General features: G+C 40.4%; 21 protein-coding genes and 1 pseudogene. 20 read left to right on the top strand and 2 right to left on the bottom strand.

The genetic code is table 11. The annotated features are described in order from the left end of the window. Window positions 1-131: 131 nt before the first annotated feature. From PO771_RS10945 to PO771_RS10910, 8 genes are all read left to right on the top strand, one after another. Window positions 132-911: a recombinase family protein gene (locus PO771_RS10945; RefSeq protein ID WP_272559710.1), complete on the top strand. Its 780-nt coding sequence runs from the start codon at window positions 132-134 to the stop codon at window positions 909-911. A 138-nt stretch (window positions 912-1049) separates the two neighbouring features. After that, window positions 1050-2288 carry an IS110 family RNA-guided transposase gene (locus PO771_RS10940; protein ID WP_272559709.1) on the top strand — a complete coding sequence of 413 codons (1239 nt, stop codon included), beginning with the start codon at window positions 1050-1052 and terminating at the stop codon, window positions 2286-2288. Window positions 2289-2480: 192 nt separating this feature from the next. Then, window positions 2481-2810 carry a hypothetical protein gene (locus tag PO771_RS10935; RefSeq protein WP_272559708.1) on the top strand — a complete coding sequence of 110 codons (330 nt, stop codon included), beginning with the start codon at window positions 2481-2483 and terminating at the stop codon, window positions 2808-2810. Window positions 2811-2812: 2 nt separating this feature from the next. Further along, window positions 2813-3277 (top strand): hypothetical protein, encoded by a 465-nt coding sequence (locus PO771_RS10930; RefSeq protein WP_272563142.1) that lies wholly within the window; start codon window positions 2813-2815, stop codon window positions 3275-3277. A gap of 715 nt (window positions 3278-3992) precedes the next feature. Next, a complete protein-coding gene (locus tag PO771_RS10925; RefSeq protein WP_272559707.1) occupies window positions 3993-4277 on the top strand; it encodes a DUF4176 domain-containing protein in 285 nt (94 codons plus the stop codon). A gap of 55 nt (window positions 4278-4332) precedes the next feature. Continuing rightward, window positions 4333-6114 (top strand): contractile injection system protein, VgrG/Pvc8 family, encoded by a 1782-nt coding sequence (locus PO771_RS10920; RefSeq protein ID WP_272559706.1) that lies wholly within the window; start codon window positions 4333-4335, stop codon window positions 6112-6114. A gap of 110 nt (window positions 6115-6224) precedes the next feature. Continuing rightward, window positions 6225-6464, top strand: a complete 240-nt coding sequence (locus PO771_RS10915) for a hypothetical protein (RefSeq protein WP_272559705.1) — start codon at window positions 6225-6227, stop codon at window positions 6462-6464. Between the two features lie 311 nt (window positions 6465-6775). After that, window positions 6776-8026, top strand: a complete 1251-nt coding sequence (locus PO771_RS10910) for a TolB family protein (protein ID WP_272559704.1) — start codon at window positions 6776-6778, stop codon at window positions 8024-8026. A gap of 135 nt (window positions 8027-8161) precedes the next feature. Here PO771_RS10910 and PO771_RS10905 read toward each other — a convergent pair. After that, window positions 8162-9055 (bottom strand): annotated as a pseudogene (locus tag PO771_RS10905) (Rpn family recombination-promoting nuclease/putative transposase). 336 nt (window positions 9056-9391) lie between these two features. Here PO771_RS10905 and PO771_RS10900 point away from each other — a divergent pair. From PO771_RS10900 to PO771_RS10845, 12 genes are all read left to right on the top strand, one after another. Next, window positions 9392-10801 (top strand): RtcB family protein, encoded by a 1410-nt coding sequence (locus PO771_RS10900; protein WP_272559703.1) that lies wholly within the window; start codon window positions 9392-9394, stop codon window positions 10799-10801. Between the two features lie 145 nt (window positions 10802-10946). Then, window positions 10947-11192, top strand: a complete 246-nt coding sequence (locus PO771_RS10895) for a hypothetical protein (RefSeq protein ID WP_272559702.1) — start codon at window positions 10947-10949, stop codon at window positions 11190-11192. Continuing rightward, window positions 11189-11614: a hypothetical protein gene (locus tag PO771_RS10890; protein ID WP_272559701.1), complete on the top strand. Its 426-nt coding sequence runs from the start codon at window positions 11189-11191 to the stop codon at window positions 11612-11614. The genes PO771_RS10895 and PO771_RS10890 overlap by 4 nt, the downstream gene beginning before the upstream one ends. Before the next feature lie 178 nt (window positions 11615-11792). After that, window positions 11793-12407, top strand: coding sequence for a pentapeptide repeat-containing protein (locus PO771_RS10885; protein ID WP_272559700.1), 615 nt, complete (start codon window positions 11793-11795; stop codon window positions 12405-12407). Window positions 12408-12558: 151 nt separating this feature from the next. Next, the gene (locus tag PO771_RS10880) at window positions 12559-12891 is read left to right on the top strand and encodes a hypothetical protein (RefSeq protein WP_272559699.1); all 333 of its coding nucleotides are present in this window, start codon (window positions 12559-12561) and stop codon (window positions 12889-12891) included. Between the two features lie 340 nt (window positions 12892-13231). After that, window positions 13232-14008: a DUF3298 and DUF4163 domain-containing protein gene (locus PO771_RS10875; RefSeq protein ID WP_272559698.1), complete on the top strand. Its 777-nt coding sequence runs from the start codon at window positions 13232-13234 to the stop codon at window positions 14006-14008. A gap of 112 nt (window positions 14009-14120) precedes the next feature. Then, window positions 14121-14834, top strand: coding sequence for a response regulator transcription factor (locus PO771_RS10870; RefSeq protein WP_272559697.1), 714 nt, complete (start codon window positions 14121-14123; stop codon window positions 14832-14834). Beyond that, on the top strand, window positions 14824-15849 hold the full coding sequence (locus PO771_RS10865; protein ID WP_272559696.1) for a sensor histidine kinase: 1026 nt from the start codon (window positions 14824-14826) through the stop codon (window positions 15847-15849). Before PO771_RS10870 ends, PO771_RS10865 begins: the two co-directional genes overlap by 11 nt. A gap of 61 nt (window positions 15850-15910) precedes the next feature. Next, window positions 15911-16831: an ABC transporter ATP-binding protein gene (locus PO771_RS10860; protein WP_272559695.1), complete on the top strand. Its 921-nt coding sequence runs from the start codon at window positions 15911-15913 to the stop codon at window positions 16829-16831. Then, window positions 16824-17561: an ABC transporter permease gene (locus tag PO771_RS10855; protein WP_272559694.1), complete on the top strand. Its 738-nt coding sequence runs from the start codon at window positions 16824-16826 to the stop codon at window positions 17559-17561. Before PO771_RS10860 ends, PO771_RS10855 begins: the two co-directional genes overlap by 8 nt. Then, window positions 17561-18364, top strand: coding sequence for an undecaprenyl-diphosphate phosphatase (locus PO771_RS10850; protein ID WP_272559693.1), 804 nt, complete (start codon window positions 17561-17563; stop codon window positions 18362-18364). The genes PO771_RS10855 and PO771_RS10850 overlap by 1 nt, the downstream gene beginning before the upstream one ends. Window positions 18365-18559: 195 nt before the next feature. Further along, window positions 18560-19120: a hypothetical protein gene (locus PO771_RS10845; RefSeq protein ID WP_272559692.1), complete on the top strand. Its 561-nt coding sequence runs from the start codon at window positions 18560-18562 to the stop codon at window positions 19118-19120. 102 nt (window positions 19121-19222) lie between these two features. Here the strand turns inward: PO771_RS10845 and PO771_RS10840 are convergent, their stop codons facing one another. Further along, on the bottom strand, window positions 19223-20281 hold the full coding sequence (locus tag PO771_RS10840; RefSeq protein ID WP_272559691.1) for a GGDEF domain-containing protein: 1059 nt from the start codon (window positions 20279-20281) through the stop codon (window positions 19223-19225). Between the last annotated feature and the right edge of the window lie 214 nt (window positions 20282-20495).

Genomic DNA, 20495 nt, shown 5'->3' with positions numbered 1-20495 from the left:
TGTTTGCGCTTATTATAGCACTGCAGGATGAAGAAGTCATTGAATGTTACCCTTAAGCGGTATACAATAAGAATAATGATTCGGTTAAGCGTTACAATGATTGTAATTCCTGTAACGGTGGGGGTGTTGGCATGGCAAAAGTAGTTGGATATGTACGAGTATCCACCAAAGGACAGGTAAAAGACGGGTACAGTTTAGCGTACCAAGTAGAAGAGATTGAGCGATACTGCAAGGAACATGACCTTGAACTGCTTCACATCTATAAAGATGAAGGTATTAGCGGTGCAAAGGTCGATGAAGAAGGTCTGACGATAGACCGACAAGGCTTACAGGAACTATTGGCAAGTCTTCAAACACAGGAGGTCCAGCAGGTGATTGTGTTGAACACTTCCCGCTTGTGGCGGGCAGATATGGTGAAAGTGCTAGTACAACGTGAATTGAAGCGTTACAACGTAGACGTAAAAGCCATTGAACAGCCGAACTACAGCATTTACGTACACGACCCGAACGATTTCCTTATCAACGGCATGATGGAACTGCTTGACCAGTATCAACGGTTAGAGATTGCCCTGAAACTCGGTAGAGGAAGACGAAAGAAAGCCCAACAGGGCGGCTATGCAGGAGGTGGTGTGGCATTCGGCTACCGAGCCACGAAAGGACAGAAGGTATTACAAGTTGATGAAGGACAGGCGGAAGTGGTGCGTAGACTGTTTACTTTGCGGGGGCAGAACTCCACATGGTCGCTGTCTGAACTCGCTTCCCAGTTAAACGAAGAAGGATACCGAACGAAACAAGGCAAGTCCTTTACGAAAGTGCAAGTTAAGCGAATCATCGACCGTGAAAGTTTATACAAAGGTATGTATACATACGGTCACATCGCATCCAAAGGGGTACACCAACCCATTCTGTAGCAAGTAGCAAGATACGGTTTTAGGAAGATGAACAACATGGACTGGCTAGCGTCCCATTGCGGCTCGAACGAGTAACGCTTGAACTGAGGTTGCCGACATGTTGTTTGTTGTTAGAACCAAGAATAGGAGTGAAGTCTTGTGCATCATAAACTCAAGCATTTGTACATTGGTGTTGACTTACATAAACACCAGCATACAGCCGTAGTCATTAACTGCTGGCATGAGAAGAAGGGGGAACTGACATTTGAAAACAAGCCAAGTGCGTTTCCTCAACTTGTAAAGCTGGTCAAGAAGTTGGCGAAGAAAGAAGAATTGACTCCTGTGTTTGGTTTGGAAGATGTGGGCGGGTACGGTAGAGCGTTAGCCATCTATCTAAAAGACAACGGATACATGGTAAAGGAAGTGAACTCCGCTTTATCATATGCCCAACGGAAAAGCTATCCGACTACGCAGAAAAGCGACAGTTGGGATGCCGAATGTGTGGCACATATACTGCTAAACCAATTGGATACACTACCCGATGCGAACCCACAGGATATTTACTGGACAATCGGGCAACTGGTTGCCAGACGGAATGCGCTGGTGAAAAGCCTGTCCGCTTGTAAGAATCAACTGCACATGCAGTTAAGCTATCAGTATCCCAGCTATAATAAGTTCTTCTCGGAGATAGACGGAAAAACCGCACTGGTGTTTTGGAGTCGCTTTCCCGCCCCGCATTGCTTGGCAGGGGTGACAGAAGAGAAGCTGAGGGAGATTCTTTTAAAGGCAAGTGCCAGAGCCTGTTCCACTCGGAAAGCGAGAGAGATTCTTGCGCTTGTGGAAGCAGACGGAGATACGAGACGAGAGTATCAAGAGTCACGGGATTTTATCATTCAGAGCATGGTGAGTGACATCCAATTTAAGAAAAAGGCAATTGCAGAGGTGGAACAAGCCATCAGTAAGGTGATGACGCAGCTTGATTACAAGTTGGAAACCATGGCGGGAATAAACCTTGTGACGGCTTCCGCATTGGTCGCAGAGATTGGCGACATTCGTAGGTTTTCGAGTCCTGATAAGTTAGCTCGATTTGCAGGGATTGCCCCTGTCAACTACAGTTCGGGCGGAAAAGGACGAAACCAGAAAAGCAGACAGGGAAACCGAGTGTTACACGGACTCTTTTACTCGTTAGCGGTTCAACAAGTCCAGACAGCAAAAGGAAGCAAGATGCCACGTAACCCTTTCTTCTACGAGTATTACCATAGAAAGCTGGCGGAAGGGAAAACGAAAGGTCAGGCGTTAATCTGTGTCATGCGTAGGCTTGTTAATATCATCTACGGCATGATGAAGCACAAGACCGCATATGTCGCTCCTGTAGCGGAACAGCAGAAGGCAGGATGATAGAATAGAAGGTGGGGCCAGTCTACTAGAGTACCCACCTTTCCCTTATGAGGTTGTAGCTTTACAACTTAGGGGACGGGTGAAAATGTTACTAAAAAGAATCCTCTGCCAGATTGGCTTAAGGAGCGATGGGACGCCGGAAATAAATTTAATAAGGAAAATCGTCCTCGTTACCCTTATAATGAAGTTGAGTTGAAAGCACAAGAATTCGGTGGCAAAAAGTATGTAGTTGACTCATATGTTCCCAATAAGGAAATAGTATCGAGAAAGTTTACACAACTAAGCGAAGTTAAGGAAAGCACAGCGATAGGCTATTTAAGAGAACTTACCAAAAAATACTCATCGGGTTCGAAAATATCAAATGGTCCTTTTAATCCGAATGCTCTTAAAGGTAGTCAACTTAAAGGTGAATTGATATTAGAAATACCAGTTCAAAACAAAACAATCCCACAAGCAATTCTTGATGAGGCAACGAAAAATAAGATTATTATTAGGGATATTAACGGGAAGGTGTACAATTGATTATGCAAATATATTATTGCGACGAGTGGTCAGACATTAAAAAGAAGCCTTGGAACATTTTTGATGAACCTACTGCATACTTACACCATCAAAAAAATCAACCATATACGGCAGTGTTAACTGAAAATGAAAAACCTAAGTATATTGTAAATGTGACGAAAGAATGGGTTTCGGTGGGGTTTTATGATGAACTGACTCGTAAGTATTTAAATTATGATTTTGAAGTTGTGAGTGATGGTAAACTTTTTTTAAGAACAGCCATGTATTGGGAATATGATGATGAAACTGACAAGGAAGTAAGTAGTTTGATTTTGGGCTTCCGAGAAGATGGTTATATAGCAATGGAAAAGAGGGATTTTAACACAGGTTCAGTCGAGGAACGTGAGACTAGCGATACTCTTGAGAAAAATTGGGATTCATTCCCTGGATTTGGTCAATATCTTCATCTGTGTAGAGAGGAAAGATAACCTATTCGGTGAGGCTACTCAGTGCCGAATAAAACACTTTACCTCATCATCACCAACATAACCTTTGTTATACCTGTAGGAAGTTTTCTTGAATTGAGATGTACGCACATAAGCTACAAAAATATACCCTATTTAACGCAATAGCGTTATGTTGAACAGGTTGATTGTGGTGAGATACCACCATAATCAACCTGTTTCTTGTTATCTTCGTTTTCTTGCGGTTTTTTCAAATACGACTGCAACAACGTACATAGAACGATAGATAGGAGATTTATATCTAACGCTTAGATCGTATAATACAACCAACAAACCAAATACTAAATAACTTGACAAACACACTTGATAAACTTTTAAAGGCTTATTCCAACTTGAACCATGAGTAGGAGTAAGCCTTTTTTGCATGTCCAAAATCAAAAAAAGGGAGGAGAAAGTCAATAGCAAAATAGACCAAGGTAACAGGAGAGGCTGACTTAATTGCTTAGACAATTGAGCATTGGTGCTAGGAACAAAAGGAAAAACAAATCATAAAGGAGCGATAGGATATGGAACAAACAACAGAGGAATTTTTGTTAGAGGGACGAAATCTGGCAAACAGCAGTAACGTATAACCTCCTAATTTTTTAGAAGACCATTCGGATTTAATCTTACTTTTATAAACAAATAAACCGATATATGTATATAAGAGGGAGTAGATGAATGGAGGGAGGAGATAAGATTGCATACATTATTACCGATCGGCTCCGTTGTGCTTCTAACAGGCGGAGCAAAAAGAGTCATGATTTATGGTCGAATACAGAAACAGGCAGACAGTGAGGAAATATGGGATTACATTGCTTGCTTATATCCAGAAGGAAACATTGATCCGAATCAGTCGTACTTATTTAATCATGAACAAATCGAGACCGTATTTTTTACCGGCTATCAAGATATGGAGGAAGTGGCATTCTCGCAAGATATACAAGCATTCAAGGAGGCTAAGCAAGTAGCTGAGACAGACTAAACCAAATAGATCAAGCGCATAGGAATGTATAGATTTGCATGATAGGAGGAAGCCTGTGAAAGCAAAAGTGACTGGGTATGGAAATGTTCAACTGATATCACCGTATGAGGTAAAAAGTCTGAGTGAAATCAAAATCATCAAAACCGTAAATGACCATGCTACGCTTTATGTCAAAGCCATTATTCCAGAAGAAAAACATGACCAGTACATTGAAATGGCGAGTCGTACGGATACCGTACAAGTGAATCAGGTGGAAGAGGGTGCGGTCATACGCTCGCTGTTTGCGGGTCTTGTGTCGAGTGTGGGAATTACCACAGTAAGAGGCATTTATTATCTTGAAATCGAAGCATTGTCGCATACGTGTAGCATGGACAGTAAATTACGAAGCCGTTCTTTCCAAAACAAGGACATGCTATATACGGAGCTTATTGAACAAGTTCTTACAGCATATCCAGATGCAGACTACATCGATACTGCATCGAAATCGTCTGCACTACAGAAGTGTATCATTCAGTATCAAGAAACGGATTGGCAATTTCTTAAACGAATGGCCTCACATTTTGGAGCCGTGCTCATTCCAGATGCTACAGCTACAGACCCGAAATTTTGGTTTGGGTTGGCAGAAGGAAGACCACGAACAGCGTTAGAGCATCATTATAGTATAAAGAAAATGTTGTCAGATTATCGGGAAACAAGCGAAAACTACGATAGTGGTGTAGCCGATGCAGATTTTTCCTGCTATACGATTGAGACCCACGAGTATTTTACTATAGGCGACCCGGTTACATTCAAGGGAACAGAACGGAAAGTATCCCAGTCGGTTACGATGATGAGAGATGGAATGATCACACATGAATACATACTGACGCCTGAAAAAGGGATTCGGCAGAATTTTATCGTAAACAGCCAGATTTCAGGTGTTTCTCTGCAAGGGAAGGTTATCGATGTAAAGAAAGATATGGTACGTATCCACCTAGATATCGATCCCGAGCAGAAGAAGAAGGAAGCCTATTGGTTTTCATATGCTACTCCTTATACTGCTGAAGGCAACAGTGGCTGGTACTGCATGCCGGAGCTTGAAGATGTAGTACAATTGTACATTCCAAGCAGCCAGGAAGACGAAGCGCTGGTCGTTCGTTCTATTCGAAAAGGAGGACAGCAAAATCCTAAGACCGTAGATCCGAGTACGAAGTATTGGGGAACCAATAACGGGAAAGAGATCAAGATGAATGGTACGGAACTGCTTCTGACTGCTAAGAAGAACAAAGAGAGTCAGCTCTTTGTTAAGCTGCATGAGAAAGAAGGAATCGAGATCCATAGTGATCATTCGATTGTGTTCACATCCGATAAAAATATCGAAATGGATTTAAATAAGAAACTGGCTATTCAGGCTGGTGAAGAGGTGTACTTATTATGTGGTTCTAGCAGTATTATGATGGATGGGGTAACCGACATCCGTGGTTCGCGTCTCCGAATTGAAGGTTCGCTGAAGAAACCTGTAGTTATGCCTGCGGCGAAAGAAGAGAAAAAGTCAGAGGAAAAGTCTGGATTTTCGGATCGTGCGAACCTGGCTTTACAGGCGGCGAGTATGATTCCGAGTGGGGGAGGGGGATCTGCACTTGGAAGTATGCTTACGGCTTGTATCCCGTTTGCGGGTATGACAGGGAAAGAAGAGAAGACGGTACGGAATTGGATGAAGGGGAAGGTCGTAACCGGGGCAAGGCGATTACAAAGCAATCTTAATCAGGATGAAGTGATTGGGAAATTGAAAAATAAGATGAAAGCCCAAACGATCCAGAAAACAGCCTACGTTTCGGCTCCTGAAACGAGGGGTTAATTGGTTATACCAAACATATCTAGATCATAAACCTGCTTACAATCAAATTCCTATGGAAGATTTATTTTAATGCTAGTATGTGAGGATAAGAGGAAATAGTTAAAAGGACGATGAACAAGCAGAAAATAAAATATATGTTCGTAACAATACTTTTCTTGTGTGGGGTATGGTTTGTTATGGAAATCGTTCCTGTTATGTATCGAGAAGTCGCTAATGTAGTAGGAATTAAAATGGCAGAAGAGACTGTAATTGAGCAATTCAACGATCAGGAGCAACGGTTTCAAAACATCATATCTTACGTTGTGGAATATAGCAAAACAGAAAGTGGAAATTTTTTGCAGAAAAAATAAATGGTCAATTAGTTGTAAAAATAGTATCAACAAGTGAGCAAAAGAAGGTAGAAGTAACAGATAAGAAAGTGAAACGCGATATCTTGTATCTATTTAGAAAGTGTAATTACCAATATATTAATGATGATAGCGGAAATGGGATATATTTCACATTGAAAGATACAGGATTACGATTTGGACATGGGGTTGTTTTTACTAGAGATGGAAAGGATCCAGACGGCTGGGGGAAGGGAGGACTAACTAAAACAAAAAAAATAAAAGATAACTGGTATTATTTTGAGGCAGAGTGAGAACGAGGAGAGATTGCGTCAGTGTATGCAGTCTCTTTTTTACGAGAAACGAGTGGATATTTATGGTTGGCCCATAACTACTCCATTGTTGACGCTACTAAAAAACTTGATGAAGCGGGTATAATAGCAATCGAGACTCCTGCGGAAGCCGCTTTTATAAATTCTGTACTGTACAGAGTGACGGGTACTGAAATGATAAATCTTGCTTCTTATAATGGATGGATAGGGGGCATGATCGATGGAGATAATATTCTGGCTGCTCTTATGGCTTATCCGAAGAAGTACCCCGCTACCTGGAACGATCGGGCAGTTTATCCTCATTGGGGATTAGAGCCTGACTCTACAAAAAAAGAATGGAGAAAATTATTTGAACCAAGCAAAAAAAGTAGATGGATGAGAATAGGAGCTATGATTCTGCTTTTTACTTTTTTTATAGGATGCGGACAGTCAAATTCTTCTAAAGTGATAAATGGTCTAACAATGTCCAATATTACCTATAAAAGAGGGTACTATAACAATCCGGTTTGGTCTCCAGATGGTGAAAAGATAGCGTACAATTACGATGGAAGTATATGGATTATGGATTCGGATAGAAGTTTACCCAAAGAACTACTGAAAGGTGATGATTTTGATAGAATTTTAAATTGGGATAAATCACAAGAAATTTTATATTGCGATGCGGATCCATCGAAACGTTTTGGTTGGGACCAGCGTCTCCGAAGAATTGATATACGAAATCTCGAAAATAAGATTTTAGCTGAAGATTTACCGATTATCGGTAAAATATCTCGTAATCCCCATCAATCCAATGAATTGCTAGTCAGTATGGATGACGAAGACTGGCGTATTTATTTATACGATGTAGACTCTCATAAAAAAACGGAAATAATAGAAGGCTACGAGTCTGCCTGGTCTCCAGACGGTAAGGTGATGGCTTATGCAGACAGTGGAGTCTATGTGTACGACTTTGTAACCCATACATCCAAATTATTATATAAGGTTGAAAAAGAAGGTGATTTTACGCAGAGTCTCACCTGGTCTCCCGACGGACGTTGGATCGCGTACCGAGGTGGACCATCTGGAGAGAAAAACGGCATTTATATTGTTCCGCGTGATGGTTCTTCTCCCCCTGAACATATTTTAAACTATGATGTAGCTGAGCTTGACTGGTCGCCAAAGGGGGACAAAATCGTGTTCAGTACAGTAGGAGGTCCAGGCGTTAATGAAATGTATGTGCTGAATGTGCCTGAGAAATATAGACCTAAAAAGTAAATACTTGATGAGTTTTGGACACATCGAACCGAGAGCGCGAAAATAAAAAGTATTCTAAATCGAGCTGTCTCGTCGTCATGAAAACCAGGGGCCTCCCTGTGTGCCAGCATCAACACACAGGGAGACCCCTGGTTTCTAGTTCTTTTGTAGTTGGTTAATTTCTTCCACAGATAGCCCGGTCATTTCGGCAATCATATTTACGTCCAAACGTTTTAGCAACATGTTTCGGGCAATTTCTTGAGCACGCTTGCGTTCCCCTTCCGCTTTACCTTCCTCATACTTCGCGAACTGTCTCCGCTCACTTTCTGCTTCCGCCGCCAACTTGTCCATCATCGCCTTATGACGTGCTTCATACTCTCGAATTGCATTCGGGTCACGGCTTAAGTCTTCCCATTTCTCCATCGCTTCCTGTAATGCCGGATTGTCCATTGCTCGTCCCTCCAGTTCTTTACGAAGTCCTGCGTCCTCATCCGCTTCTAGTAACAACAACCATTCCAGCACTTCATCATCGCCAAACCCGATTCGTTTCTCTCGCCATAACTTGACCAGTTTCTGCATCTCCACCAAGTGAATCTCCAGCGTGTCATCCCATAAAAAGCCTTCTTCTCGCTCCATTACATCGAACGTCAAATGGTACCGGTCCGTAGCTTCTTTCTGAAACAAGATGAAATAAATGATGGAAATCGAAATCGTTCGGGGCAGCTTGTCAAACGATTCGTCCTTCTGAAAGCATTCCATATACGTACGTCCTCAATAATACAACGTCCGTTTCGTCATATTGTGCTCGTTCGTGACCTGAATCTCGATATTGATCTTCGTTCCATTGTCCAACTCCGCATGAAGGTCCAAAAATGCATTCCGATCATCCTGATGCTCTCGACCGAGTTCCTTGTCGAGAATCGTAACCCCTGTAATTCGTTTATCTGTCGGTGGTTTTAGCATGGCATTCAAAAACGCAATCAGAATGCGTTCATTTCCCCGGAACCGAATAGTTTTTTGAAAGCGAAATCCACGTATAACTTCATCCACCTTGTTTCCATCCGATTACCTGCCTTTTCTTTTAGTATAACATGCATGGGTTTGAAAGTTGAATGGGGTAGCGTTTGCTGACAGGAGTGGTATGAAATATGTAGCTGGAGGATTGAGCAAGGATTGTGTGCCGTTTTTTATGTAGTGGTAAATTGCTCATCTAGGGGCTACCAGTGCTGAATGAGTGACCTTCCCTTCTACTAACAAGCATAAGTGCTAGGAAATAGAATACAAATAATTACATGTTGCTTAAGATTACTTTACCTGTTAGTAGGAATTAAGGTAGAAACATAGAAATGTATAATAGAACAAAAATGGTAAAAGGAGGATTTGTTGGTGTCCATTATAGATCACGGTAATAACCACAAAGAAACAAAATTAAAACACGGAAGTTTACATATTTTTGCGAATGAAACCGTTTTTGATCGCATGGAGTCAAGAATATTTGAAATGGCGGATAATAACTTGAGGATTCCACGTGTTCAATATATGTCATATACTCCTGATGCTCATGTAGGGGTTGGTACTTGCATTGGGACTACAGCAGTTTGGAGCATGAATGATGGATTTGTTAGCCCATCTATTGTGGGAGTTGATATTGGTTGCGGAATGCGTGTTCATTTAACAAACCTGACTAAAGATGATATTCAAGATAAATCAACGAGACGTGCAATGATCGACGCTATTGAAAAATACGTTCCTACAAACGAAAAAACAACGTCAAACTATGATGATGTTAATTTAAAGGATGTGTTGACAGAGGGCGTTCATGCATTGCCTGAAAAATATTACATTGATGGGATGTCTGATCGAGTAGAGACATCCAAATTCAACTATAACAAGGACTATTTAAATGACGTACCTGAAAAGTCGTGGGCAAGAGCAAAAGGACAACTAGGGACGCTTGGCGGCGGAAATCATTTTATTGAATTACAAGCAATTGAGATCGACCCGAAAAATAGAGAAACAGCAGAAAAATGGGGACTGTTTGATGGTCAAATCGTGATTATGATTCACAGTGGTAGCCGAGCTTGGGGGGCTTCGTTGGGTAGAATATATACAAATTCGTTTAAAGCCATTATGGGGGCGTGGGGAGTAAGTAATCCTGATCCACAACTTGTATATGCGCCAGTCAATACTCAAGAAGGCCAGCAGTATATTAATTTAATGTACTCTGCTTTAAACTTTGCAGTAACGAATCGTCACTTGATTGCTTATGGGGTTCAAAAAGGAATTAGCGAGGCTTTAAACAAAGAAGTGAGGTTCTCTGTTCTGTATGATTTAATGCATAACTATGCTTTAAAAGAGTTTCATCAGAATCAACCCATGCTAGTTCATCGCAAAGGCGCAACAAGAGCTTTGCCGGCAGGGCATTTTCTTAATCCTAAAGCATATAAAGAAACGGGGCATCCTGCACTTATCCCAGGAAGTATGGCAACAGCGTCTTATATAATGGTCGGGAAGGATGCGGGAGTAAAAAACTTTTACTCAATTTGTCACGGGGCAGGACGTGTTCGCTCTCGTAAAGCAACAAAACAAATGATAACTGTTGACGAGTTTAGTCAATCAATGAAGGTGGGGACTGATGAAGAAATCCTTGTTAATCATAGAACATTAGATGCGATATTAGATGAATGTCCGCAAGCTTATAAAGATGTAGATCAAATCATTGACTCTATTGTCGGAGCAAATTTAGCAGAGGTTGTAGCAAAATGCCATCCCATGGCTGTATTAAAAGCTTTGTAAGTCATGAATTCGTATATAATCCGCATTTTGAGAAATTAGACCCTAGGCAACAGGAAGTATTAATAAATAAAAAGTGGCCTTCTGACATTCAAAGGAAGATGGGACAAAAAGAAATTTTTGAAGGTATTCTAAGGAGTAGATTAAAATGGATGAACAGTTCAAATACTTCCTAAGTGATTTAATTACGCTTATTCAGGAAAAGTACAATGAAACCTTAATTATATCTTTAGACGAAAGTGTCGAGGACAAATTTTACAGGTTGGGTTCAAACTTCGCATATTACGATGTATTAGATTTAGTTGAATCTCAAGTATCAGCACATGGGTATAAGTCTAGTTCTTTTGGGAAAATATCACCAATAATAGGTGAGAAAATCCAAGAGGGGAAATGATGAATCTAGAAGAGTTTGAGAAGTTACCCGATGTGTTACCAGTAGAAACATTAGCATTGATGTTCCGGGATGTATTGAATGATTTCACACTAAAAAAAATAGACAAAAGGAATTTATTTTTAATTACTAGTCAATTGATGGATAGACAAGTTATGACCTATGAGTTATTGGAAAGCGAAGTAAGAAACGATGTAGACAAGGTTCTTTGTAGGCTATGGAATACTGATTCTTATGAAGATGTGGATATAATTCTTTCAATTGTTGTAAACCTCGGACTAGAGAATTGTTTCCAAAAAATTAAAGAGTCAATAAGTCAACACAAAAATATAGATGAGTTAATATTAAAAGAAATATTAGAAACGATTGATGAGGTTGGGGATAATATATTAAATCCATATTATGATTTAGAAAGGTTCAAATAATATACCCCATAGAATTTAGAAAATATTTAATATTCCCCGATTACTTTGCACGTACATTATGACATGTATTGAAAAGAAGCCTAACTAAGAAGCATATCAACCAATTGGAAAAAGCAATTCAAGAAGCAGGAATATTAGACAGAATTATTTGGTATCCCTAACAAGGAGCATATAATTTATGAACGTTTTTAATAAAGGGGAAATAATTCGCCATTTAGAATCACATAAAATATGGATTGAAACTGTTGGCAAAATGGGGAGTAAATTAGCTGCTGATGAAGTAGACTTTCGTAATATAGACTTAACAAGTTATCCCTTAGATCAAGCTTATTTGACAGCTTGCACATTTGACGGTATGAATTTATTTAAAAAGGATTTGTTTGCTTCGGTAATTTGTTCTTCAACATTTGAAGATGCAAATTTAGAAAATGCAGATTTTTATAAAGCAGATGCATCTTATGCAAATTTTATGAATGCTAACCTGCAAAATGCAAGATTTGCTAGAAGTGATTGCATTGAAACAGTATTTCTCGGAGCTGATTTAAGGAACGTCACATTAGTGGATGCGCTTTTTTATCAAACAGATTTTCGTGATGCTAACTTACAAAATGCCGATGTAAGCACCTCAACATTTGAAGAAGTATTGCTGAAGGGAGCAAAACTTGAAGGGATAAATAGTCTAGAAGAGGATTTTATAAAAAGCATTAATGTTGGTACTCCAGAAGATCCAATAGTTTTTATAGGAGAAGAAGCTAGACAATGGTTATCAAATAACAGTTCAATTAATGAGTAAAGTTCAGAGAACGAATGGAAAAATAACGTAACTATTCAGTTTGTTGTTTTGTGTAAGGTAAATCAATGATGATCGATAAGGGGTGAAATGTGAGGTTTATGCCATAAAAATCCCTAAAAAACAACAATAAGTTAAATTAGGTGAGATTTAAGTGATACAAAATCTAAATTTAATATATGATTTATATAATCGCTTGTTGAAAATAATAAAAGCAGAGAATGATCAAGAATTACAGTACATTATTAGTCAGGTGGAAATATCAATTAGATTAGTAGATGATTGCTTAAAAGAAACACGGGATGTCAAGCAATATAATGAATTGATGCTTGAATTAGGGGCGATATATAAAAGTATCAATACCCCCAGAGTGGGGTTATCAGATTATTTTATTTGGTGTGATAACTATGATGAAAGACTCGAAGTGAATGAATCGTTAGATAGGGTAAAAAATGGTCTGCACAATTATTTAAGTAGATATATTTAACACGAGTATTGATTATCCACTTTTAGGCGAATTATATCGGTATAAGTTGATGTAATCTTTATGAATTACTTAATACTAGGTTTTCGTTCGTAACTATTCAGCGCGCTGATAGTTATTTTTTTTGTGCGTAGGGTCTATTCCTGCCCCATAAATCGGTAACGTGCCAGTTTATATAGATCATACGGAAGGTCATGTGGGAAGAGTTAGCCACCTTCCCTCTAATTAAGTGAGAAATTCGTCAAAACTTTTGAGGAGGAACACATGAGCAGCATCAAGTTATGGATTTTTTATACTATTTTACATATAATCAAAAAATGCAGGAGTGGAAGGATTGATATATATGGGAAATAAGTGGTATAGCGCTTTACATATTGGTGTGATAGCAAGCATTGTAGTTGGAGGCAGCGCTACCGGACTACTAATACCAGCATCATCTGCATATGCGACCCAGTCTGTTGCGAAACAAAAACAGACAGAGGCAGTCAAGGTTACAACCAAGCACGTTTCGAGTAAAACACCAGATCTTCATCTTGATATGAAAATTCCGATTGTATCCGGTCTGAAAGATAAAAAATATGAAGCGCAGTTAAACGACATTTTGCTGCGTAATGCGATGAAAAGCAAGGAAGTAATGGAGAAAGAGGCAGAGGAATATGCAGCGGATGCCAAAGAGAATGGATGGCCGCTTACTCCGTATGAACTGCTCGCGGATTATAAAGTAAAACAAACAGGAAGTATACTATCGCTTGCTATTTCGCAGTATGAATTTACAGGTGGTGCACACGGAAATAGTGATACGACATACTACAACATTGTCAATAAACCGAACACGAAATCTGTACAACTGGCTGATCTATTCAAGCCAGGAGTAGGGTATAAGTCCATTATTAACAAAGAAATCAGCAAGCAAATCCAGGCAAAGAAAAACGAAGCGGATTGGTATACATTCACATCCATTTCAGATGCGCAAAGCTTCTCTTTAGAAAAAGGGAAAATTATCATTCATTTCGGATCGTATGAAATTGCACCGTATGCAGCGGGACAACCGGAATTCGCCATTCCAGTAGCGAAACTAAAAAATAGTTTGAAACCGGAATTTTTCGCGCTTCTAAAATAGCACAATATACTCCTTGTCATTACATTGCCGTCATTTTATACGATGACGGTTTTTTAATGCATGGGTATGAGAGGACTTAAGGAATTGGGGAAAAATAAGGGGAGAATGAGGTATGGAAGACGTTCGAGTGCTCATAGCAGATGATGAACGAGAGATTCGAGAATTGTTGAAAAAATATATGGAACGAGAGCTATACAAGGTAGACGTTGCCGTGAACGGAGAAGAAGCACTCCAGCTGTTTGATCAAAATAACTATAACCTTGTCATATTGGATCTTATGATGCCAAAGGTGGATGGGCTTGAAGTATGCCGAATCCTGCGGAATAAAACAAATGTTCCGATCGTGATGCTCACAGCGAAGGATCAGGAAGTAGAGAAAATTTTAGGCCTGAGCATAGGGGCAGATGATTATATTACCAAGCCGTTTAGCATCAATGAAGTAGTTGCAAGAGTGAAGGCACTGATGCGGAGATTTCTCGTTTTGAACAACAATGGAAATGCACAGGAAGATGAGATCATTACATTTACAGGAATGTCGATTAATTTAAAAAAATACACAGTGACGATTGATGGAGAAGAAATTTCTCTAACAGCAAAAGAGTTTGAACTATTGAAGTTTTTTGCTTCCCATCCTGAACAAGTATTTACAAAGGTACAGCTATTTCGCAATGTATGGGGCAGCAGTTATATCGAAGACGATAACACCGTGATGGTGCATATTAGAAAGCTCCGTAAAAAAATAGAGGCGGACCCTTCTAATCCGCAATTCATTCAAACAGTCTGGGGAATCGGATATAAATTCACGGGTGAAAAAGATGAAGCATAGTCAACAGCTCATTCTTCTGCTCGTTCAATCCATCGTCATCGCCGCTCTTGTGTTTCTTGAATTTTATGACGAGACGCCCGGGATGCTTAGATGGGCGTTATTTGCTGTGCTCTGTGTTACAACGGGACTTCTTTTTTGGATCAGGCGCTATTCCCGCACAGCACTAAAACATATGTCCGGGGAGCTAAGACGAGCTATGAACGGGAATTTGAAGACAAGACTACTTGCTAGGGACGATTACATATGGAATGAAGTGATTTTTTCAGTAAATGAATTGTTGGAACAGTTAGAAAGCAACCGGATCGAGACAAGTAAATCTCAGGCAGCCAGAAGAAGACTGTTGTCCAGTATTTCACACGATATCCGGACTCCGCTTACATCTATGATTGGCTATGTCGATGCACTGCGGGATGATATCGCCATTTCCGAATCGGAGAGGCAGGAGTACCTTGCGATTCTGTCCCGGAAATCGAACGGTTTGAAGGAGTTAATTGATGGAATATTTACGATGGCGAAGCTGGATGCGGACGAAATGCCACAAAAAATGGAGCCGCTCGATTTTGCGGAACTAACGAGGGAGACGCTCATCGAGTTTTTGCCTGAGCTGAAAAAACAAGGGATGGAGCTTCAGGTTCTTATTCCAGATAAAAGCTGTCTTATTCTCGCCGATCGTCTAAGTGTGCTCCGCATTACGGGCAACCTGATTAAAAATGCGATTCATCATGGAAAAGAAGGAAACGTGCTCGGGATTGAGCTTGTTGAACATGATGATGAATATGAGCTGCTTATCTGGGATCGTGGGCCGGGTATTGTAGAAGCGGATCTTGGGCATGTGTTCGAAAGAATGTATCGCAGCGACCAATCGAGGAATCTGGACAGCGGGAGCAGTGGACTTGGCCTTGCGATCGCCAGAGCTCTCGTTGAAAAGAACGATGGAAGGATATGGGTGAAAAGCATGCCGTGGGAGAAGACGACGTTTGGGATGGCATTTAAGAAACTGTTAAGAAATAGGTAAGAAGCAGTTAAAACCGTCTTCTTATAATGGGACCATGCAGATAAGAAGGAGGTGTCCGACCATGAGTGTCGTGATTAAAACAACCGATCTGACCAAGATGTATGACAATCAGAAGTCGGTTGATCGTGTGAATATGACAGTAAAGCAAGGGGAGATTTACGGCTTCCTCGGTCGCAATGGAGCAGGTAAGACAACGACAATTCGCATGCTGCTAGGATTGATCAAACCTACCTGCGGCCAAATCGAAATTTTTGGAGAAAATCTGTTCACGAATCAGAAGGAGATTTTGCGTAGAATCGGGTCCATTGTTGAAGTGCCTGGCTTTTATGAGAATCTCACAGCGAGGGAAAATCTGCTGATTAACGCCAAAATTATGGGGATTCATAAGAAATATGCAATCGAAGAAGCACTGGAGATTGTCGGGCTGCAGGATGAAACGGGGAAGCTGGTAGGGAAATACTCTCTCGGCATGAAGCAGCGGCTGGGAATCGCTAGGGCGCTGCTCCATTATCCGGAGCTGCTGATCTTAGATGAGCCGACGAACGGGCTGGATCCGATTGGGATTAAGGAGATGCGAAGACTCATTAAATCGCTGGCGGAAGAGAGAAAGATCACGATTTTGATTTCGAGCCACATTTTATCGGAGATTGAACAGATAGCTGATCGGATGGGCATTATTCATGAGGGAAGACTTCTGGAGGAGATTGGGTTCGATCAACTTCAGAAAATAAACCGTAAATATTTGGAGTTTCAAGTGTCCAACGACAATAAAGCAGCGATGCTGCTGGAGAGCCAATTTCATATTTATGACTATGAAGTGCATGACGGAGGCTATATTCGCGTTTATTCTCATCTGGGACAGCAAGGGCAGATCAATAAGGTATTTGTGCAGCATGATATCGAAGTATTGAAAATTGTGATCAGTGAAGACAGGCTCGAAGATTATTTTACGAAATTGGTAGGGGGTGGCACCATTGGGTAGGTTGTTATATACAGAGCTTTTAAAACTAAAGCGTTCGCGGATGTTTCTGTTAAGCATCATGGGCGCTGCGGTGGCACCTTTTATGGTCGTGATCTCTACGTATATTCATAGTAAGACGAAAGAGCCCACAAAGGTCGTTCTGTTTGAGGAACTATTTTTTGATACCCATTTGTATACGGTGTTACTAATTGGAGTCCCTTTGTACGGCGTGGTTACGGCGTATCTCTTTAGCCGTGAATATACAGAGGATACGTTGAAAAATTTGCTAACGATTCCTGTATCGCGCACGAGCATTATACTGAGCAAGATGCTTCTCTTGTTTCTGTGGATTATGCTGCTGACGTTACTTGCATGGGGGCTGACGCTGCTTTTAGGTATGATTGGGCAGTTTGACGGGGTAAGCACCACATTAATCGTAAATACTTTGCGGACGTTTATAGTCGCTGGAGTGTTCCTCTTTCTCCTGTCGACTCCGATCATTCTGACCACGATCGTGCTGAAAAACTATGTTCCGACGATTGTCCTGACGATTGTGATTACGTTGATCAATGTGATGGGCTCTCAGTCTGAATATAAAGGGTTGGTTCCGTGGACAGCTGCATTCGATATCGCAAACGGGACGCTTCTGCCGACGTATCCGCCGGTTTATTCGTATGTGGTTATTTTGGCTACCTCAATCATTGGATTCATCGCTACTCTAGTCTACTTTAGAAGGGCAGATATTCAATAATGAGTGACATTATTAGCGCGATACTATTGGGCATTGTAGAAGGATTGACGGAATTTCTCCCGGTCTCGTCTACTGGTCACTTGATTCTGGTCGGTCATCTGCTGCGTTTCGAAGGAGAGGCGGCGACTACGTTTAAGATCGTGATCCAACTCGGAGCTGTGCTGGCCGTACTTATTCTTTATTGGAAACGATACGTGGATATCGCAAAGAATCTTCTAACCTTTAATTTCTCGGCCAAAAATAAATTGAATGCAATTCACATGGCAATGGCTATGTTTCCTGCTTTGCTTGTTTATCTGGTCTGTAAAGACTATATCAAATCGTATTTATTCGGACCGGCTCCTGTTTTGCTTGGTTTAATCATTGGCGGCGTCCTCATGATCGTAGCTAGCCGGGTAAAACGAAACGTAACGGCTGAAAATACGGACGACATTACGTACAGGCAAGCCCTCGGCATCGGATTGTTTCAATGCCTGGCGCTGTGGCCTGGCTTTTCAAGATCAGGCTCAACGATGTCGGGCGGTCTTTTGCTTGGGACGAGTCAGAAAGCGGCGGCAGATTTTACGTTCATCATCTCTGTTCCGGTTATGCTCGGGGCAACGGTGCTGGATATGTATGATAGCCGCGAGTTTTTGACCGCGGATGATCTGGTGCTCTTTCTGATTGGATTTGTGTCCGCCTTTGTCGTGGCGATGATTGCGGTGGTCACGTTTTTGAATTTGATTAAGCGCCTGAAACTGGAGTGGTTTGCACTTTATCGTTTTGCGCTTGCGGCAGTCTTTTTTCTTTTTGTGATGTCATGATGATCTGTCGACTGACATATTGCTACGTATAGGTACATATCATACGACAGATGTGAATTGTTTTAAGAGATCCTAGTACCCTTTCCAACACAATAAAGGTAATACACTGTATGTCTAATATTTACGCCTATTTATGTAAAAGTGTGTATTTCGCAAGAGTAAATAGGTTTACATACATACAAAGGGGAGATCATCTTGAAAAAATGGCAAGTACTCGCTTGTTTAGCAGCTTTGTCTGTAACAGTGGCTGGTTGTGGTGACGACAAAAGTGCTTCAACGCAGCAGCAAGAAAGTAAGCAAACGACTACTCAGAATCAACCTAAACAAGAGGAAGCTGGAAAGGATGCTTTTGTAAAGTATCTTGATTCCATCAGGCCAATTCTTCAGGAAAACGTGGAATTAGGGGCGAAGTTTCAGGAAGCCAGAACACAATCTTCTAACAGACAACTTTCTAATGCAGATTTTGCAAAACTACTTAGTGATACACTGATTCCAGAAGGAAATAAAATGCAAGAGGAATTAGCCGCGATTCATCCAGAAGCAGAGTTCCACGATGTACATGAGAAATTAAATAAAATGGTAGGTAGTAGTGTGCAAGCTTTTACAGAATTAGTTGCAGCTGTTGATACGGGAGATACATCGAAGGTGACATCTGCTAATCAGTTAATGGCAGAAGCAAGAGAACTTGATCAGCAGTTACTTGGTGACTTGCAAAGCCTAGCAAAAAAATACGGGGTTGAGTTAAACAAGCAATAGCATTGTTACGATCTGGTATGTGCTATGGAGTATTTTATAATCATCAAAAACAGCCTGGCATACTACCCTATAAGGGAATATGTCAGGCTGTTACTATATTCTTTAGGAATTATGAGCAATCTCAACACAATTCCGTCCCCTTTTTTTAGCAACATAAAGTGCTTGATCAGCTTCGGTATAACACATATGGAACGAATCTGTTAGTCGAGCTACACCAAAACTAGCTGTTACTTTTATCAATCTCCCATGAAATGAAAAAGAATATTCTTGTATGATTTTGCGTAATTTTTCCGCTACTTTCTCCCCAGCTTCTAGGTCAGTTTCTGGTAGTAGTACGATAAACTCCTCTCCCCCAAGGCGTGCAGAAACATCTACGCTCCTTAATGTACTTACAAGTATGCGTGAAGTCTCCCGGAGAATTTCATCACCTGCTGGATGACCAAAAGTATCGTTAATCTTTTTAAAAAAATCAATATCTAATACAATGATACAAGCTTCACTTTTTATACCACAAACTTTGTCTTTCTCCATTTCAACCAATTCTATAAAATAGGATCGGTTGAAAAGTCCTGTTAGGGAATCATGTGTAGCCAAAAACCACAAGTTTTCATTTGTTTCTTCAAGCTTCCTCTTCTGATCTTTGATTAGTCTTTCTTGCTGAATCTTAACTACATTATTCATCCATAACAACCATGATACCCCAAACCCCATGCCAATAGCAGCTAAGCTATTAGCTCGCACATGTTCCAATAGTTCAGGGACATTTTGTGTCCATGTTATCATATTGAAAAACAAGAAAAATATAGTGGAGTAGAGTACCGCCGCAACAATAGGTGGAATTAAAAAAATAACGCCAACTCCTATAGATGCAGTTAAAAGAGGATTAATGTCCGTAGTAACCAACTGATCACTTATACAAAGTAAGACACCAAAGACAAGATTAATAAAAGCAGAAATAAATTGAACAAAATAAGCAATTTTAGTTGCCTGTTTCTCTCTCTTTTTCAGAATAAAAGCGAGCAATCCTAAAATCCCATTTATAAATAACATAAGAGAATGAATCACAATAATAAGGTAAGACCATCTAATCATATGATCAGAATTGCCTGGGATAATATGAGCCCAAAAAAATATTACATGTGCGGCATTAATAAACCCCATAATCCATCCAATCCAATATATACGCTGAAGGTTTATGGAACTTATCTCTGCGAGGATCGTCATGTCAAAATTTATTAATTTTAGAAGTGATTTTTTTCCATGCTTCATTAGTATTCAATGGAGGCAAGTGACTTTAATCATGCAAAGAAATGGCATCGATTTAGACTTGATTTTTGTCGCATTGCTGAATCGAACTGCTCCATTACTTCCTCCC

This window comes from Aneurinibacillus uraniidurans (assembly GCF_028471905.1).
GTDB classification, from domain to species: domain Bacteria; phylum Bacillota; class Bacilli; order Aneurinibacillales; family Aneurinibacillaceae; genus Aneurinibacillus; species Aneurinibacillus uraniidurans.
This window is presented reverse-complemented; position numbering and strand designations above follow the sequence as displayed.

Excerpts from the sequence above, each read along its gene's own strand:
- PO771_RS10945 (WP_272559710.1), top strand. The coding sequence starts at position 132 with ATGGCAAAAGTAGTTGGATATGTACGAGTATCCACCAAAGGACAGGTA.
- PO771_RS10930 (WP_272563142.1), top strand. The coding sequence starts at position 2,813 with ATGCAAATATATTATTGCGACGAGTGGTCAGACATTAAAAAGAAGCCT.
- PO771_RS10915 (WP_272559705.1), top strand. The coding sequence starts at position 6,225 with ATGAACAAGCAGAAAATAAAATATATGTTCGTAACAATACTTTTCTTG.
- PO771_RS10895 (WP_272559702.1), top strand. The coding sequence starts at position 10,947 with ATGGATGAACAGTTCAAATACTTCCTAAGTGATTTAATTACGCTTATT.
- PO771_RS10890 (WP_272559701.1), top strand. The coding sequence starts at position 11,189 with ATGATGAATCTAGAAGAGTTTGAGAAGTTACCCGATGTGTTACCAGTA.
- PO771_RS10885 (WP_272559700.1), top strand. The coding sequence starts at position 11,793 with ATGAACGTTTTTAATAAAGGGGAAATAATTCGCCATTTAGAATCACAT.
- PO771_RS10875 (WP_272559698.1), top strand. The coding sequence starts at position 13,232 with ATGGGAAATAAGTGGTATAGCGCTTTACATATTGGTGTGATAGCAAGC.
- PO771_RS10870 (WP_272559697.1), top strand. The coding sequence starts at position 14,121 with ATGGAAGACGTTCGAGTGCTCATAGCAGATGATGAACGAGAGATTCGA.
- PO771_RS10865 (WP_272559696.1), top strand. The coding sequence starts at position 14,824 with ATGAAGCATAGTCAACAGCTCATTCTTCTGCTCGTTCAATCCATCGTC.
- PO771_RS10860 (WP_272559695.1), top strand. The coding sequence starts at position 15,911 with ATGAGTGTCGTGATTAAAACAACCGATCTGACCAAGATGTATGACAAT.
- PO771_RS10850 (WP_272559693.1), top strand. The coding sequence starts at position 17,561 with ATGAGTGACATTATTAGCGCGATACTATTGGGCATTGTAGAAGGATTG.
- PO771_RS10840 (WP_272559691.1), bottom strand. The coding sequence starts at position 20,281 with ATGGGGTTTATTAATGCCGCACATGTAATATTTTTTTGGGCTCATATT.